This window comes from Methylobacter tundripaludum (assembly GCF_002934365.1).
GTDB lineage: Bacteria > Pseudomonadota > Gammaproteobacteria > Methylococcales > Methylomonadaceae > Methylobacter_A > Methylobacter_A tundripaludum_A.
Genome location: NZ_PTIY01000012.1, coordinates 69248 through 84954, shown reverse-complemented (window position 1 = coordinate 84954; position 15707 = coordinate 69248). Strand labels below are relative to the sequence as shown.

The 15707-nt window shown below is 51.9% G+C and carries 15 protein-coding genes; 6 read left to right on the top strand and 9 right to left on the bottom strand.

Annotated features, from left to right (window positions below; all coding sequences use genetic code 11):
• Positions 1-60: 60 nt before the first annotated feature.
• The 3 genes from B0F88_RS14580 (at position 61) to B0F88_RS14570 (ending at position 3521) form a co-directional block, all read left to right on the top strand.
• A complete protein-coding gene (locus B0F88_RS14580) occupies positions 61-1038 on the top strand; it encodes a hypothetical protein (RefSeq protein WP_104424665.1) in 978 nt (325 codons plus the stop codon).
• Between the two features lie 154 nt (positions 1039-1192).
• Complete coding sequence (locus tag B0F88_RS14575) at positions 1193-1828, top strand: DUF6781 family protein (protein WP_104424664.1); 636 nt, start codon at positions 1193-1195, stop codon at positions 1826-1828.
• Between the two features lie 16 nt (positions 1829-1844).
• Positions 1845-3521, top strand: coding sequence for an ABC1 kinase family protein (locus B0F88_RS14570; RefSeq protein WP_104424663.1), 1677 nt, complete (start codon positions 1845-1847; stop codon positions 3519-3521).
• A 408-nt stretch (positions 3522-3929) separates the two neighbouring features.
• On the opposite strand, the gene B0F88_RS19405 is transcribed toward B0F88_RS14570, so the two are convergent.
• Positions 3930-4100: a hypothetical protein gene (locus B0F88_RS19405; RefSeq protein WP_181049913.1), complete on the bottom strand. Its 171-nt coding sequence runs from the start codon at positions 4098-4100 to the stop codon at positions 3930-3932.
• A gap of 219 nt (positions 4101-4319) precedes the next feature.
• On the opposite strand from B0F88_RS19405, the gene ahr reads away from it, so the two are divergent.
• Positions 4320-5336 (top strand): NADPH-dependent aldehyde reductase Ahr, encoded by a 1017-nt coding sequence (ahr, locus tag B0F88_RS14565; protein ID WP_104424662.1) that lies wholly within the window; start codon positions 4320-4322, stop codon positions 5334-5336.
• Between the two features lie 89 nt (positions 5337-5425).
• Here ahr and B0F88_RS14560 read toward each other — a convergent pair whose 3' ends face one another.
• The 4 genes from B0F88_RS14560 to B0F88_RS14545 form a co-directional block, all read right to left on the bottom strand.
• A complete protein-coding gene (locus tag B0F88_RS14560; RefSeq protein WP_104424661.1) occupies positions 5426-6394 on the bottom strand; it encodes an omptin family outer membrane protease in 969 nt (322 codons plus the stop codon).
• A gap of 51 nt (positions 6395-6445) precedes the next feature.
• Entirely contained in the window at positions 6446-8494 is a 2049-nt protein-coding gene (locus tag B0F88_RS14555) for a sodium-translocating pyrophosphatase (protein ID WP_104424660.1), read from the bottom strand.
• Between the two features lie 113 nt (positions 8495-8607).
• Positions 8608-9933, bottom strand: coding sequence for a pyridoxal-dependent decarboxylase (locus B0F88_RS14550; protein WP_104424659.1), 1326 nt, complete (start codon positions 9931-9933; stop codon positions 8608-8610).
• A gap of 155 nt (positions 9934-10088) precedes the next feature.
• On the bottom strand, positions 10089-10580 hold the full coding sequence (locus tag B0F88_RS14545; RefSeq protein ID WP_258076683.1) for a phage holin family protein: 492 nt from the start codon (positions 10578-10580) through the stop codon (positions 10089-10091).
• Positions 10581-10738: 158 nt separating this feature from the next.
• Between B0F88_RS14545 and B0F88_RS14540 the strand changes: the two genes are divergently transcribed.
• Together B0F88_RS14540 and B0F88_RS14535 are read left to right on the top strand one after the other, a co-directional pair.
• Positions 10739-11020: a type II toxin-antitoxin system TacA family antitoxin gene (locus B0F88_RS14540; protein WP_104424658.1), complete on the top strand. Its 282-nt coding sequence runs from the start codon at positions 10739-10741 to the stop codon at positions 11018-11020.
• Positions 11017-11514: a GNAT family N-acetyltransferase gene (locus B0F88_RS14535; RefSeq protein ID WP_104424657.1), complete on the top strand. Its 498-nt coding sequence runs from the start codon at positions 11017-11019 to the stop codon at positions 11512-11514. The genes B0F88_RS14540 and B0F88_RS14535 overlap by 4 nt, the downstream gene beginning before the upstream one ends.
• Before the next feature lie 70 nt (positions 11515-11584).
• Here the strand turns inward: B0F88_RS14535 and B0F88_RS14530 are convergent, their stop codons facing one another.
• The 4 genes from B0F88_RS14530 to B0F88_RS14515 all read right to left on the bottom strand — a co-directional run bounded on the left by B0F88_RS14530 (position 11585) and on the right by B0F88_RS14515 (position 15493).
• Positions 11585-12310, bottom strand: coding sequence for a DUF72 domain-containing protein (locus B0F88_RS14530; RefSeq protein WP_104424656.1), 726 nt, complete (start codon positions 12308-12310; stop codon positions 11585-11587).
• Positions 12311-12404: 94 nt separating this feature from the next.
• The gene (locus B0F88_RS14525; RefSeq protein WP_104424655.1) at positions 12405-13835 is read right to left on the bottom strand and encodes an RtcB family protein; all 1431 of its coding nucleotides are present in this window, start codon (positions 13833-13835) and stop codon (positions 12405-12407) included.
• A 12-nt stretch (positions 13836-13847) separates the two neighbouring features.
• Entirely contained in the window at positions 13848-14273 is a 426-nt protein-coding gene (locus B0F88_RS14520) for an archease (RefSeq protein ID WP_308555361.1), read from the bottom strand.
• A complete protein-coding gene (locus B0F88_RS14515; protein ID WP_146083360.1) occupies positions 14270-15493 on the bottom strand; it encodes an NrdH-redoxin in 1224 nt (407 codons plus the stop codon). Before B0F88_RS14515 ends, B0F88_RS14520 begins: the two co-directional genes overlap by 4 nt.
• Between the last annotated feature and the right edge of the window lie 214 nt (positions 15494-15707).

The following is a 15707-nucleotide window of genomic DNA, read 5'->3' as shown; positions in this document are numbered from 1 at the left end:
GGGGACATTCCTGCGCCGAAGCGTGGGAATGATAGTAATTAAACCGGGGGAGTCATAAAGATGTCATCAAATCTTAATATCCTGAAGTGGTTATTCGCGCTGGTTCTTATTTTCGGCGGGTTTACCGTTTACAAGATTTTCGGCGTTCTGGCTGTCGACCTCGGCAGCAAAGAATACGCATGGATACTAAAAATTATCTCTGAGTTTGGCTTATTCACGTCGGTGGTCATTTCAGTGGGTTTTTTCCATCACTGGATCATTGCTACCGAAGAACGTAGAGAAACCGAAAAGATATTTCACAGCGTACTGACCCGATATATCGATGGGACGGTTATCAATGCCAAGAAACGGGGGTTTTTAGGCATAACCGAGAAAGAACTGGATTTTTCAGAAATCATGCACAGTCTGTATCCCGGCGATTATGTTTATTGGTTAATCATCTTTGATCCGCGTTACAGGCATTATTGCCGGGAGTTTGAACTCGCCATTAAAAGGGGCGTTCATTTCAGGATGCTTATTTTAAAGGATTGCCCCACGCCGGAACTCTATGCGAATGAAATAATAGGTTTCGGCGTCGAGGAGTTCAGACAATATAACCGCTTGTTTTTAACATCGCTGAAAGATATAGCAGGACGCATTAATGAGAAGGACAGCGGCACATTGGGCGTTTTTGCCTATGATTACGATAATTTACCCAGTGTTCCTCTGTTCTTTATTCTTCGCAAAAAATCAGAAACCCTGGAGGTTTTTAACAGTTTTTACCTGTCCGAGCCGATAGGAAGAATGCCTTATTTGCATTGGCAGTCTGAACTGAAACACGACACCAGTTACTTTTTCGAGTCGGAAAAGTGGAACATGCCGGATCTTTTTTTAGACTATTTTCAGCGCCGCTGGATCGTCGAAAGACATAAATCCTGCGAGACCGATAAAGAAAATTCAGCTTGCAAAGATTTTCTGTACGCGCCGGCTTCAGCCAGGGAGAAATGCATCCGCCTCAATTCCGAATCGGATACACTGAGTAGCCCCGATACTTCATGATCTTGAGTACAAAATGAATCTATAGAATAGGTGGTCTGACTTTCATCCATTGTATAGGCCTGATTGACGATATTTTTAGAACGTTACATCGAATGTAGTTTCCTTTTTTAAAACCATTTACGAAAAGTTTTTCATATTGATCTGGAGAATAACGATGACTGAAACAAACCAACAACAAGATGTTAAAGACGCCGTCCGGGCAGCGGTTAAATCGGGAGATGATGTTCATCAGCAAGTTAAGGATATAACCCTGAAAGCGCTGACAAAGCGGCAACTGGATATTGAAAATATCAAAAGTGTCACTGAAGCGGTCATTAAAGGCACTAATGAGGGCATGACCGATCATGGCAAGCACGGCAAAGAGGTCTTTATGCAGGCGGCCACAGCATTGGACGATGCGTTGGCGACTGCCGCGGAAGCATCGGCATTGGCTGTTGAAGAGGCCGCGTCCAAAGTCGCCGAGTATTCCGAACATGATTTTAATGATGCCATCAAAGACATACAGGATATGGAGGGGATGTTTATCGACACCCTGGAGAAAGTCGCCAAAGACAGTAATCAGGTTGTTGCCGACATCATCGGCGATTTTATCGCCCATACGCGGCAAAACGGAACGTCAGTCGGCGAACAAACTTTAATTGCCTTGGATGCGCTGAAAGATTTGCCGAAAATAAGCAAGGACATCATCATTTCAAGCACGGTCGCCACAACGTCCACTTTGGCGCAAATAGGCAGCGGTATTTTATTGGGCATCGCTGAAAGCCTGAAGCCGTCCCATTCCAACAAATAAGGTTCAACAGCGCAGCATGTTATGGGAAATGTTAAACGCGGCGAGGGACCTGGGCAGGATTCAAGATATTGCAACCGTATTAATCCGCTATGGATTCGGCAGCTTTGTTCGCAGCCTGGGGATGGGCAAGGTATTGGAGAGCGCAGGCCGGGTGCTGCATTGGCAGCATGCCGAAGAGTTTGCAAAGCTCGACACGCCGCAGCGCGTGCGCCGCGTACTCGAAGAGCTTGGACCTACCTTCATCAAATTAGGGCAAATTCTTGCGACGCGCGTCGATTTATTCCCGCCTCAATATATTGCCGAATTTGAAAAACTTCAGGATCAGGCGCCCCCCATCCCCTTTGAAGAGTTGTTGCCCCAGCTTGAAGAAGATCTCGGCGGCAACATTGACGAGTTTTTTTTAAGCGTCGAGACACAAGCCCTTGCGGCGGCATCGATTGCCCAGGTTCATAAGGCTACGCTGAAAGACGGGACGCTGGTTATCTTGAAAATCCGCAGACCCGGCCTGCGCAAAATCATCGAAGCCGATTTACGCCTTTTACAGCGCATTATCGATATTGCCGAATCCGAATCAGAGGAAGTCCGAAGGTTTCATCTGAAAGAAGTCCTCCGCCAGTTTAACCAGTCCTTGCGCCGGGAACTCGACCTTGCCGCCGAATGCAGAAACGCGGAACGGGTAGCCGTCAATCTGGCCGGCGATCCCAACATCAAGATTCCTACTGTCTATTGGCAATGGACCGGCGAACGGCTCAATGTACAGGAGTATATTCAAGGCATTCAAGGCAGGGATCTGGCTGCGCTGGACCAAGCGGGACTGGACAGAAAACTGCTGGCTGACCGCGGCACCCGGGCGATCATCAAGATGATCATAGAAGACGGCTTTTTTCATGCCGACCCGCATGCGGGCAATGTGTTTTATCTGCCGGATAACAAGCTCGCATTCATCGATTTCGGCATGGTCGGACGCCTGACCGAGGAGCGCAGGGAACAGGTTGTCAGCCTGTTGTACGGCATGACCAATCACCTGCCGGTTAAAGTGGCCGAGATACTGGAAGACTGGTCGGACAATATTTATACCGATGAGCAAGTGCTCACCATTGAGATAGAAGCCTTTGTCGATCAATACAGCTCGCTGGCGCTGAAGGATTTAAGCCTTACCGCGATGATGGGCGACTTGATGGCGCTGCTAAGGGACCATAAACTGATATTGCCCGCCGATCTCGCCCTGCTGATCAAGACTTATATCACCCTGGACGGTCTCGGCAGGCAGCTTAACCCGGATTTTAATACGCTGGTCTTTTCCGCGCCCTATGTCCAGAGAGCCATGATGGAACGTTACAGGCCGGAGGCGCTTGCCAGACGGGGCTGGCGCAACCTGGTCAGCGTCGCCGATCTTTTATCCAGCTTGCCGAAAGACCTGCGTAAACTGCTGCGTGCCTCCAGAAAAGGGGCCGTTCAAGTCGATATTACCGTCAGGCGTCTCGACCAATATGTTCATAACATTGATAATGCGATCAGCCGGTTAACCATGGGCATCGTGACTGCGGCGCTGATTATCGGTTCCTCCATTATCATGACCGTAAAAGGCGGGCCGGAGCTATTCGGCCTGCCTGCCTTCGGATTTTTGGGCTACTCTTTTGCCACGATCGGAGGCATCTGGCTGCTGCTTTCCATATGGAAAAGCGGGCAATGATTTTTCAGACCACGCACCATCCAAGCCAATAAGCGGTTTTTTATTTCATGTCAGAGGAGCTTGCACTCCAAATCGACATATCCCCGCTTGCACCGTTGTTCAATTCCCGGAATGAAAAACCGTGCCATTCGCTGAAAGGTTCTTGAAAGCTTCAGGCAATACAATGCTCCCCGGTAGCCGTTCATACCTCCCCCTCATGACGGTTCTGGAGTGCAGCCATTCTTCCCCTCTCGACGGGTAGATTTTCGATACTCCAGGATTGGACGGTTACCGACCGTTACTCCCACGATGGGAACGGCGTCCGACATTCCGCCCCGCAAAGCCGCGTAGGGTACGCCCACATATCATACGCAAGTTCTACGGGGCATTTTTCCTTGATCAATTTATACTCCATCCCCTTTTCACCCATTATTCGTTATAAATCTGGTCAACCAAATTCTTAAACCAGCGCGGGCGGAAAACCATCACGAACAAAATCAGCACCTCCAATATCGGCAGCGGTATGACGTGTAAAATGATCAATATTATCAAGACTAAAATGCAAACGAGCAGCCTTGGGAAAAAAGCAGTTTTTGTCATGGCGAGACTCCTGATGTAGTGACCGCGCTGATAAAGAGGTTGATAACGATTTTATATTCAAATGTACCTAAGAGACCGGAAGGGGCAAAATATCGGCCGCCATTACCTTTGATTCCGGTAAAAAAGCGGCGCGCTTTATTCTAAAAACCGCGCAAGCGCAACAAAATACGCCAATCAGAGTATATTGATTTTACTACCAACCCGCACAGGAAAATCGTCATGACTGAAACTCGCGGATGGGCCACGCACGGTCCCAAGCAAAAACTCGAACTTTTCTCATACAATGACGGGCCGCTGGGTCCCGAAGAAGTTGAAATTGCGGTCGAATATTGCGGCCTTTGCCATTCCGATCTGTCGATCATCAATAATGACTGGGCAATATCGCAATATCCGACCGTTCCCGGCCATGAGGCCGTCGGTAAGATTGTCGGCATCGGCGAACAAGTCAAAGGCCTAAAAATAGGCCAGCGCGTCGGCGTGGGCTGGAATGCCGGCAGCTGCATGCACTGCCATCAATGCATGACCGGCAACAACAACCTGTGCGCAGAAGCCGCGCCGACCATAGTCGGGCATCATGGCGGTTTTGCGGACAAGGTTAGAGCGCATTGGGTCTGGGCAATCCCGCTGCCGGACGCGCTCGATATTGCCGGAGCGGGCCCGTTGTTATGCGGCGGTATCACCGTCTTCTCGCCGCTGCTGACCTTCGGCGTCAAACCGACTGACCATGTCGGCGTCGTCGGTATCGGCGGCCTGGGTCATATGGGCCTTAAATTCGCCAACGCCTGGGGCTGCGAAGTAACCGCTTTCACCTCTAATCCCGCCAAGACTGACGAAGCCAAAGGCTTCGGCGCTCATCGCGTCGTGTCGAGCCGCGACAGCGGGGACATGCAAAAAATCGCAAACTCACTGGATTTGTTAATTGTGACCGTCAATACGCCGCTGGACTGGCCTGCGCTATTGAAGACCCTGAAACCCAACGGACGCATGCATGTCGTAGGCGCGGTTCTTGAACCGATGCCGATTGCCGCCTTTGACCTGATTTCCGGGCAAAAAAGCGTATCGGGATCGCCGACCGGCGGCCCCACAGCCATAGCGACGATGCTTGAGTTTGCCGCGCGGCATCATATCGTCCCGCAAGTCGAACATTTCCCGATGAGCAAAGTGAACGACGCGCTCGAACATCTGGCGTCGGGTAAAGCGCGTTACCGCATAGTGCTTGATGCGGATTTTGTTTGATTGAATTGACCGAAACACACCATGCGGTGCAATACGGCTAACGCCCATTGCACCCTTGCGACTCTCGTTGATAATCGCATTTCACTGTCTTAAAACGCGTACTTAAGGCCCATCGTAATGCCGAACTGCTGCGACCAGACATTGACCTCGTAACCGGAGCTCTCATCCTCGCCAAACACGGTATTCACCCAGCGATGGGAACCGGACGTGTCCAGCTTCAGGTAGTCCAGATCGAGATTCGCGCTGAGCTGCCGCGTCAGGCCGACGTCCAGCCCCAACGCAGCATGCCAGCCATTACCCCTCGTCTCTTCGTAGGTGAAGCGTCGGCCCTCCCTGAGCATGTGATGGTCCTCGTTTTCTCCTATCACATAAGCCCAGTCCAGCTGCATCCGTACCCCCAGCCTCGAAACGTAAACCGGGTTCCGCCATTCATAGGCTGTCTTGACCCCCAAAAAGGTTTGCCAATAGGTCTGCTCGAAGCGTATCCCGTCGCCGGGCAGCGCTATCGGTGGCGTGGTGTCTCCCGGCGACGGATAAACCTGGAGGCCGTCATGGCTGACAAATGAGAAACGCTGCCAGCGCCCCCCAATTACCGGACGCAGATCGAATCCCGAGGGCAATCCGACCCAATCCGAGATCTTCAGATCCACGTCGGCCCGAACCGAGTAGCTGGGATCGAGGCGTAAGTTCGATTCGGAATAAATCGTCTTAACCCCCGGCCTGGCGTCATCATCCCAATCCGAATCCTTGAACGGGCCGTCGGCCGCACCCGAGATATTCCGCATGGCTTCGATGCCGACAGAAACCCTCGAAAAGCTCCGCCTCGCCTCGAGGCCGGCCCACCACGAATCGAGAGGAAACTCCAGACGGCTCAGGGGGGCTTGATAAGGGGGGAAAGGGTTGCCGAATTCGTAGGAGGTGTGGCTGCTAAAATCGTTCCTGACCTTCGGGTTGACCGACCAGGGTGTGTCCGGGGAATCGCCCGGATCCATAGCAGAGGAAGCCTGGGTCGCCGAAACAGCGGTCAACAGGATTAAAATAGCCAACAAACGTTTCATGGCGAATGCCCTCTTCTTTCGATGGACGAATAATTATTTAAAGTGAATATCTCACAACAACGGCGCAATCAACAAGGCGATAATGTTGACTATTTTCATAATAATATTGACCGCAGGGCCGGCAGTGTCCTTGTAGGGATCGCCCACGGTATCGCCGGTAATCGAAGCTTTATGCGCAAGAGAACCTTTCCCGCCATGATGCCCCGCTTCAATAAATTTTTTAGCATTATCAAAGGCCCCGCCGCCCACACTCATCGAAATGGCAAGGCACAGGCCCGAGATAATCGAACCTATCAATACGCCGCCCAAGGCTTCTTTGCCCAGGGTAAAGCCGACGATGACCGGAATACATACCGGCAACAAAGCCGGAACCAGCATTTTTTTGATTGCTGAAATCGTCAGTATATCGACGGCCCTGGAATAATCCGGCTTGGCCGTGTAATCCATAATGCCGGGAATTTCCTTAAATTGGCGGCGAACTTCATTCACAATATCGCCGGCGGCTTTGCCGACGGCTTCCATAGCCAGTGCGGAACATAAATAGGGGATCAGGGCGCCGAGTAACAACCCGAGAATGACCCTAATATCGCCCAGATCGCAAACCAGACCTCCCAGTTCAGTGGTATAGTCAGAAAACAGCACCAACGCCGCTAATCCTGCACAACCCAAGTCAGATCCCTTGGTCACGGCTTTCGTGGTATTGCCAACGGCATCCAGGGCATCGGTCATCTTGCGTATTTCTTCAGGCAGTTTTGCCATTTCAACAATGCCGCCCGCATTGTCGGTAATCGGTCCGTAGGCATCCATGGCGACTATCAGGCCCGTCAACGACATCATGCCGACGGATGCCATCGCAATTCCGAACAAACCGGCGAGTTGATAGGATAACCACATGCTGGCGCATATCAGAATAATCGGCGCCGCCGTTGCTTTCATCGATACGCTGAGTCCGGCGATCACATTAGTGCCGTGACCCGTGGTTGATGCTTTTGCGATATAACGGACCGGAGCGTAATCGCTGGAAGTATAGTAGACGGTCACCGGCATCAACGCGGCCATTAAAGCCAAACCGGTAATTGCCGAATAAAACAGGTTTATCGACGGCACGGTCTTGCCGCCGATAATCAGCGTCTCTCCGAGCATCCATTGAGTAACGGGATAATAGATCAGGACCGTCAAAACAGCCGTCACAATCAATCCACTGTACAACGCAGCGATGATGTTTCCATTAATGCCTATCCTGATACAGAAGATGCCGACGATGGACGTCAGGATGGAAATGCCCACTAACACGAGAGGGTATAGCTGAATGTTGTTACTTCCAGTCACCAGAATATCCGCCAATATCATGGTTCCGATTATCGAAGCCGTGTACGATTCGAATAAATCCGCGCCCATGCCCGCGCAATCGCCGACGTTATCGCCGACTTGGTCGGCAATAACGGCCGGATTGCGAGGATCGTCTTCGGGAATTCCGGCCTCCAACTTGCCGACCAGGTCGGCGCCGACATCGGCGCCTTTGGTAAAAATACCGCCGCCGAGGCGGGCAAATACAGCAATCAAAGAGGCCCCGAAAGCGACCCCGATCATGGCTTGCAAGGGTTCGTGGACGCCGCTTGCAAGCAACATTTCGTAGTAGCCGCTAACGGCCAACAGTCCCAGGCCGGCAACCAGCATCCCGGTAATAGACCCACCCCTGATTGCGATCAAAAAGGCCCGGTTGATACCTGTGTAGGCCGCCGCCTGGGCAGTACGGGCATTTGCACGCACGGAAACATGCATGCCGATAAAACCGGCCATTGCTGAAAACGTTGATCCTATAACGAAACCGCCTGCGGTTTCCCAGTTTAACGAGAATGCGATTATCGCGAACAGAATAATGCCCACCAGCGCGATGATCTTGTATTGTCTCGATAAGTAGGCTTGGGCTCCCTCCTGTATCGCGGCGGCAATCGCCTGCATTTGTTCGGTACAGGCAGGTTGGGCATTAATCCACTTAATCGAAATAAAGCCGTACAAAATCGCACAGATTGCTGCACCGGGAGCGAAGAGCGTAAGCCAATGCTCCGGCAAAAAAACGGAATAGGTGTTGTCAAGCATAAGGGTTCCCGGTTAATGATTTCACGCAACCAGCAGTTCCAGCACACCATGCTCAGCAAATGCCGGTTGCCTCAATATCGCGGGCGCGGCCCGCTCCTACGGAGTCATTGTGCTTAACTCAATGGCATTGAATCTTTATCCAGGTCGGTCATAAATTCTGTCAGCACTTTCCGGTCTGCATGCGGCATCACCACAACATGCGCATACTCCTGTTTTTGATGATTAATGTCCAAATGCATGGTTGCCAGTGAATATTTTTCCACAATCCGGTCGCTGGGCTTTCTAAAAAAGATAGTATTGGATCGATCGTTAACGCGTGTGGGTTGCAGGTAGGAAAAATGGCTTTGCATCTGTTCCATCAGGTAAACCGCGTTCTGCAACATGGACCGCGCGTCTTCAGCCAGTTTGTCCATCGCCGACGGCGTTGAAAAGAAATAGAATTCCGCCGGTTTTACGGCATCCCTGGAGCAGGTTATCGTTCCCGGCACATGATGGATATATTCGGGATTATGAATTTGACTGAAAAGCTCATTAAACTCGTCGAAATGGCTTTTCGTGGTAATGAATAATCCGGCGGGCGATGGAAAACCGAAAAATTTATGACAGGAAACGGCTATCGAATCATATCGGGCCAAAGCCGGGTTGCTCTGGGATTGGTATGACACTTCCCCGGCATGGGCGGTAAACGGCAGGTAGCCGCCAAATAATGCCGCATCCAGATGCAGGTGACTGGTATAGCCTTTTAACGCTTCCTGAATGCGGTCAACCTGATCGATAGCACCTTTAAAAGTGGTCCCGATCGTCGCTATGACTAAAGCCGGATGAGATGGATTATCGGCCAGCTTCTGCTTCAGGTCATTGGGGTCCATGCCGCCATCCGGCAGCGTTTCGATCAAAACGGTTTCAAGCCCCAGCAAGTCCCGCAAAATCTGTATCGAATAATGCGCTTCTTTGGTGAAATAAGCTTTCGGCAACACGCCGGTACGGCCTTTTAACAGGGTCCGCCCCATGTACATGCCGTGCATGTTGCTGTCGGTCCCGCTATGTGAAAGAAAGCCCCAGGTATTACCCGGAGGAAATCCGTATAACTTGCCGAATCTCAGGATCAGTTCTTGTTCAAAATCGTGGGTATTGTTTGGGATAGCGCTGTCTTTGAACGGATTGCCGACGTTATTGTAGGCAAACGTATTGATTCCGGCATCGAGCAGTTGCCGCCGCCAAGCAAAAAAATCATCGGACAGCGTATTCATATTGACCGGATACCCCAGCAAAAGATTTTTCTGCGTTTTGAGCTTTGCCTTGTCTGCCAGCGACAGGTTTATCTCTGGGGATGCTTCCGCCTGATTTACCACCCAATCGAGATGTTGCGGTCTACAGCCGCTGGAAACGGCCAGGATCCCTGCACCACCATAACCTAAAAAACGACGTCGTGTAAGCATGGCGAACTCCTTTTAAAATCTGACGATCTTTTGAACTTGGTTTTATTAGACAGGTTCAGCTTCTCAAGTCCATTCATATAAGTCAATGGAAAACAGAGGCGCTTAAAATTCAGCTTCTTTCATGTCAGCAAGATGTCCCACCTACGCTTACCTCGCTAGAGGAACGCAACGACAAGATTGAGCAACGTGAGCACCAGGCTTCCCAGCAATGCGGGTCCAAACCCCTGAACGCGGATGCCCGGAACGATTGCCGCAACCAAGCAAAGCATCAGCGCGTTGATCACAAGAAGAAAGAGCCCAAAGGTCAGCACAGTGAGCGGCAACGTCAGAAGAACCATCAGCGGCCGCACAACCGCATTCACGAAACCGAGCACAAGCGCGCCGATGAACGCGGCTCCCCAGCCCTCCACCTGAACGCCGCGAACGAGGTTGGCCATCAGCAGCAACAAGCCTGCCGACAAAATCAGATGAGCAAGGAACGTGAGCATAAATACCTCCGGTAAGGCTTGAGTGTCCTGTGAAAACTTAAGCTTTGTAGGGTACGCTGTGCGTACTATTTTTTCAATCGCCACAAAAAATACCGTAGCGTGCAGAGTTTCATCGAATGCCAACATTTCGGTATTTGATGATGGAACGGTTGCGGGCAAACCCGAAACCTACGCATATTGAAATATAGAGGCGCCAACATAAATAGCACTCCACACAGGACTTTTTTTCCGGCAAATAGTCGAGATTGCTTGATACCGATATTGCAATGTCTGTACAAACGGCGCACAATTAAACCCATTGGTTTAGGAGATTCCCAATGAGCGCAACAACCGTCAAAGAAAATCGTCTCAACATACGATGCGATAATCACGCCAGACAAATGCTTAATAAGGCTGCTGCCTACGCGCATGTCAGCGTTTCAGAATTTATACTTTCTCATGCCTTGGCTTCAGCGGAACAAGTAATTCAGGCGCATGAATCGATCACTTTAGATCCGGCAGATTTTGAAGCGTTTCTTGCCGCCCTTGACAACCCCGCACAAGCCAATGACGCTTTAATCCGTGCATTCGATCGCCATAGTGAACAGGTTGAACGTTGACGAGCTATATAATCCGGGCTCACGATGGAAAGTTTGATGCAAAATCGTTTAGTTGCGGACAATCCGCACTTGATGATTATATCCGCCGCTATGCTTCACAGGATATAAAACGCGATCTTGCAAGAGTCTTTGTCGCTTCGCCGGCGGATGATTTAGGTTGCTTGGCCGGTTTTTTTACGTTAAGTGCGGGCAGTGTCAATTGCTCGGATTTACCCGAAAAACTGGCGCACAAACTGCCGCGATACCCTGTGCCGGTGGCTTTAATAGGGCGTTTAGCCGTCGACCAAGCCTTTCAAGGCAAAGGGCTGGGTTCAATCTTGTTGGCCGATGCTTGCCAAAAGGTAAGACGGGCAAGAGATACTTTAGCTGTGGTTGGTATCATCGTTGATGCGAAGGATGATTCTGCCGCCGCGTTCTATCGGCATTTCGGATTTATTGAACTTTCGGGTCAACCGGATCGTTTATTGCTGCCTGCTGCGGTTTTTTGCCGATGAAAATAAGGCGCGCGCAGCACGCCCTACGGATGACCGATAAAACTTGTCTGGATAGTTATAGCTTCCGCCTTTATAAAACTTCCAGCATTGCCCGCAAGGCCAAGGCATTAAAAGGCGCGGCGCATTCGGCGTCATTGTCGAAATAAACATGCACTTCCCTACCCTCATTTAACCACTCAGTAATACGCTCAGCCCAATAGGCCAGTTCGGGGTTGCTGTAGGAAGAGGCGTAAGTTCGCGCATGCCCGTGCAGGCGGATATAAACCAGATTTGAGGTGACACAATCCCACATCGGCCAGGTTTCGGCATCGGACATACAAACGGCGATTTCCGCTTGGGCCAACTTGGCTGCCACTTCATCATCAAACCAGGAGACGTGCCGGAATTCTATGCTGTGGCGCACTTCGGGCCATTGTTGCAAGGCGTCGATAAAACCTCGCAGCCGGAGCAGATCCTTTTTCAACAGGCCGGGCAGTTGCCACAAAACAACGGCCAGTTTTTCTCCCAGCGCTACGGCATGATTTTTCTCGATCAGAATTGATGCTTCCGGGTCGAGCAGTTTCTTGTTATGCGTTAAATAGCGGTTGGCTTTTAATGCGAACTTGAATGTTGCCGGGGTTTCGTCAAACCATTTTTTAAACGTGGCGGGGCTTTGCAGGCGATAAAAAGTGCCGTTCACTTCCACTGCGGAAAAGCGTTCTGCATAGAATTTAAGCCAGTCTTTTCGCGCGACGCCGGTGTAAAAACAGTTTTGCCAGTGCTGATAGCTCCAGCCGCTGGTGCCGATGAAAATCATAGGTCTATACAGTCCTGCCGGGATAACCAACAGCGTAGAAACTTTAGCGGGACACCCTTTTCACCTTTCACCTTTCACCTTTCACCTTTAGCCTTTAGCCTTTAATACAAATCACCGGCTCCAGTCTGGCGACTTTTCGGGCCAGGCCGGCCCGGTCGGCAATATCCACCACCGCACTGACATCTTTGTAAGCCAAGGGCGCTTCTTCGGCGACGCCGCGCATCGACGGGCTGCGGATAATAATGCCTTTGGCCGCCAGTTGGTCGACCAGCGTTCTGCCCTGCCATTGCTTGGTGGCCTGCGTGCGGCTCATCGCCCGTCCCGCGCCGTGACAGGCCGAGCTGAATGCGCGCTGTTCGCTTTCTTTGGTGCCGCACAACACATAAGAACTGGTACCCATCGAGCCGCCGATCAACACCGGTTGACCGACTTCTTTGAATGCAGCCGGCAAATCGGGATGGCCGGGGCCGAAAGCGCGGGTTGCGCCCTTACGGTGTACGAACAGCGATTTCTTTTGGCCGTCAATCATGTGCCGCTCCAGCTTGCAGGTGTTGTGCGAGACATCGTACAGCAAACCGAGGTGGATGCCAGGGAACACCGTCGCCACGGCCTGCCGGGTCAGGTGGGTGATAATCTGGCGGTTAGCTAATGCGCAGTTTATCGCGGCCCGCATCGCGCCCAGATATTGTTTCCCTAAAGGTGAATTCAGCGGCGCGCAGGCCAGTTCGCGGTCCGGCAAGGCGATTTGGTACTGGGCCGCCGCCATCGCCATGTCTTTCAGGAACTCGGTGCCGATTTGGTGCCCTAAGCCTCTGGAACCGCAATGGATGCTGATCACCACATCACCAACCCGTAAACTGAACGTTTTGGCGACAGCCGGGTCGAAAATCTCCGCGACCCGCTGCACTTCCAGATAATGATTGCCGGAGCCCAGGGTGCCCATTTCATCTTGTTGCCGCTCCCTGGCCCTGGGGGAAACATAGTGCGGTTCGGCGCCGGCCATGCAGCCGTGTTCCTCAATGCGCTCCAGATCCCGCTGTTCGCCGAACCCCTGGTCAAGCGCCCATCGCGCGCCGCCTGTCAACATGCCGTGCATGGTTTTATGGTTCAGATGTATCTTGCCCCGGCTGCCGACACCGGCCGGCACCGTGCGGTACAACGCATCCGCCAGCGCCTGTTTGTGCGGCTGCAGCTGATCGATGTTAAGGCCGGTATGCAAAGTGCGGACACCGCAGGAAATATCGAAACCGACGCCGCCTGCCGACACTATCCCGCCTTGATCGGGATCGAAAGCGGCGACGCCGCCGATCGGAAAGCCGTAACCCCAGTGCGCGTCAGGCATCGCATAAGCGGCCTGAACAATGCCCGGCAAGGTCGCGACATTGGTGATCTGCTCGTAAACTTTCTGGTCCATCTCCTGCAATAATTGCGCGTCGGCATAAATAATCGCCGGAACGTGCATTGCGCCTTTAGGCTCAATTTCCCAGCAAGTTTCGTCTCGTTGTATAAATTGACCGGTATCCATTGATTCTCTCCTTTAAACATCGACAACGCATTGGGCAACCCACATGCCGTCAGCTTGCCGGTAGACGTGCAGCCCGGTAAAAGTAGCGCCTTTGATTTCAACGGCGGGCTGATGTTTTTGCCGGTCAACGGCTACGCCAAAAGCAGTCGCCGTTAATTTGCCGCCGTCGATGGCGACCCGGTAGCGGTTGAACAACCAGCCGTGCGCGGACATTTCATAAACCAGCTCATTGATCCAGCTGACCAACAGCAGTTCGTTGTCGGGTGCTTCGCATTTTATCGGCACGGCTAAGGCATCCGAAACCAGCTCGGGATCGGTCACCACGGCGGTCATCGCGACGGCGGCTTGTTCGAACGCCTGCTCAAGCGTTGGCGCAATACCGCGTATGCCGATGTCGGCTTCGTGTTCGAAATGTTCCCAGTGAGGCATGTTCATCATCTTATAACAGCTCCGACGGGCTTCAACAATAGATAGACGCCAACCCCGATCATCGCCAAACCGCTGATTAATTTAAGCAGGCGCCCTTCTCTTTCCTGGAGCCGCCGTTGGCTCAGCGTGACGATGCCGATGGCTAAAACAATAACGTCATCGAACATATAGGCTAGGTTGTACAGCAGCAAATAGCCGTAATAGCCGAGACTATCGGGCTGTTTCAGCGTTAGAATCCGTGTGTACAACGCCGGAAAACCCGAGGTGCACATGAATTCGACAATCTGCACCAAAACAGCCAGCACTACCGCACCGATCAGCGCGCCGGTCAGATTTTGCGCTTGCAGAATTTTGCGCATCCGGGCATAAATATCGGGTTTGGCCGCATCGGGGATCGTTAATGACACGCCTTGTCGATAAAACCGAAAATCCTTCAGGTTAATCGCGCCGACCAGTAAGGCTATAACTGCAATGGCGATTTCCGAAACACGGGACAGGCCGATCAGCAGAAAGAGGTTGAGCCAAGCCGCCATGAAGATGAAATAGACCAAACCTTCCACAGCGACGAATGTACCGGCGATCATGAACATCCGCATCCGGTCTTTCATCGACGCGAGCAACGAGACCATCAGCAGCAACACCCATATCGAACACGGATTGAACCCGTCCAGCAGACCGATTGCCAGCGTAAACAGCGGCAGACCCAGCTGATCCAGCGATAGCCTGTAACCGAAAAAGTCGATGTCTTGCGCCGCCTCGCAGGACAAGGGCGCCTCAATGGTGCAGCTGCCCGAATCATCCTGTTTTTCCGGTATGCGGACTTTAGCCAGTAGGCTGCGGAGCAATTGATCTGTGCCGGCCTCCTCCGAATAACCGGAAATCAATTGCCCGCCCACTTGAAAAGCGGGCACTCTTACTGCATTGATACCTTGGTTTCTGGCGATCAGCCGTAATCGCTCCAGTGCTGAGGGCTCATGAACGACGTCATGAGTGGCGATGCTCAGCGTGGGCTGTTCGCGTTTAAGAGCCTGTAAAAACGCCAGCGCATTCGCGCAGTGCGGGCAACCCTCTTGCACAAAGACCTCAATATCGGCTGGCTGCGTAATCGAGTTGTCGGCGCTTGCCGGTAAAGAATCCATTCTGCCGGCAAACGCCGTCGGACTCAGGCCGAAAGCCGATAGCCAGACAAAAACCAAAAACCACCGGATAACAGATAATCCAACTATCATTTTCAAGGATACCTCCTCTTAGGATTTGGTTAAAAATAACTTTCCTAAATCACTGTCTTCTATCGTCAAGCCGTTCGTGCAGCCCCTTCGACTACGCTCAGGACTAAAGGCCTTGTCGAAGCATGATCGGCTTGACGCGGTAGGCCGAAATTTTTCCGTCCACCCCATTCGACAAGCTCATGACAGGCTTGGACAAGGCTCTCCTGAGCGTAGC

What these genes read in the sequence shown, in the direction of transcription:
- B0F88_RS14580 (WP_104424665.1), top strand. Translation starts at nt 61, where the DNA reads ATGTCATCAAATCTTAATATCCTGAAGTGGTTATTCGCGCTGGTTCTT.
- B0F88_RS14575 (WP_104424664.1), top strand. Translation starts at nt 1,193, where the DNA reads ATGACTGAAACAAACCAACAACAAGATGTTAAAGACGCCGTCCGGGCA.
- B0F88_RS14570 (WP_104424663.1), top strand. Translation starts at nt 1,845, where the DNA reads ATGTTATGGGAAATGTTAAACGCGGCGAGGGACCTGGGCAGGATTCAA.
- B0F88_RS19405 (WP_181049913.1), bottom strand. Translation starts at nt 4,100, where the DNA reads ATGACAAAAACTGCTTTTTTCCCAAGGCTGCTCGTTTGCATTTTAGTC.
- ahr (WP_104424662.1), top strand. Translation starts at nt 4,320, where the DNA reads ATGACTGAAACTCGCGGATGGGCCACGCACGGTCCCAAGCAAAAACTC.
- B0F88_RS14560 (WP_104424661.1), bottom strand. Translation starts at nt 6,394, where the DNA reads ATGAAACGTTTGTTGGCTATTTTAATCCTGTTGACCGCTGTTTCGGCG.
- B0F88_RS14555 (WP_104424660.1), bottom strand. Translation starts at nt 8,494, where the DNA reads ATGCTTGACAACACCTATTCCGTTTTTTTGCCGGAGCATTGGCTTACG.
- B0F88_RS14550 (WP_104424659.1), bottom strand. Translation starts at nt 9,933, where the DNA reads ATGCTTACACGACGTCGTTTTTTAGGTTATGGTGGTGCAGGGATCCTG.
- B0F88_RS14540 (WP_104424658.1), top strand. Translation starts at nt 10,739, where the DNA reads ATGAGCGCAACAACCGTCAAAGAAAATCGTCTCAACATACGATGCGAT.
- B0F88_RS14530 (WP_104424656.1), bottom strand. Translation starts at nt 12,310, where the DNA reads ATGATTTTCATCGGCACCAGCGGCTGGAGCTATCAGCACTGGCAAAAC.
- B0F88_RS14525 (WP_104424655.1), bottom strand. Translation starts at nt 13,835, where the DNA reads ATGGATACCGGTCAATTTATACAACGAGACGAAACTTGCTGGGAAATT.
- B0F88_RS14520 (WP_308555361.1), bottom strand. Translation starts at nt 14,273, where the DNA reads ATGATGAACATGCCTCACTGGGAACATTTCGAACACGAAGCCGACATC.
- B0F88_RS14515 (WP_146083360.1), bottom strand. Translation starts at nt 15,493, where the DNA reads ATGATAGTTGGATTATCTGTTATCCGGTGGTTTTTGGTTTTTGTCTGG.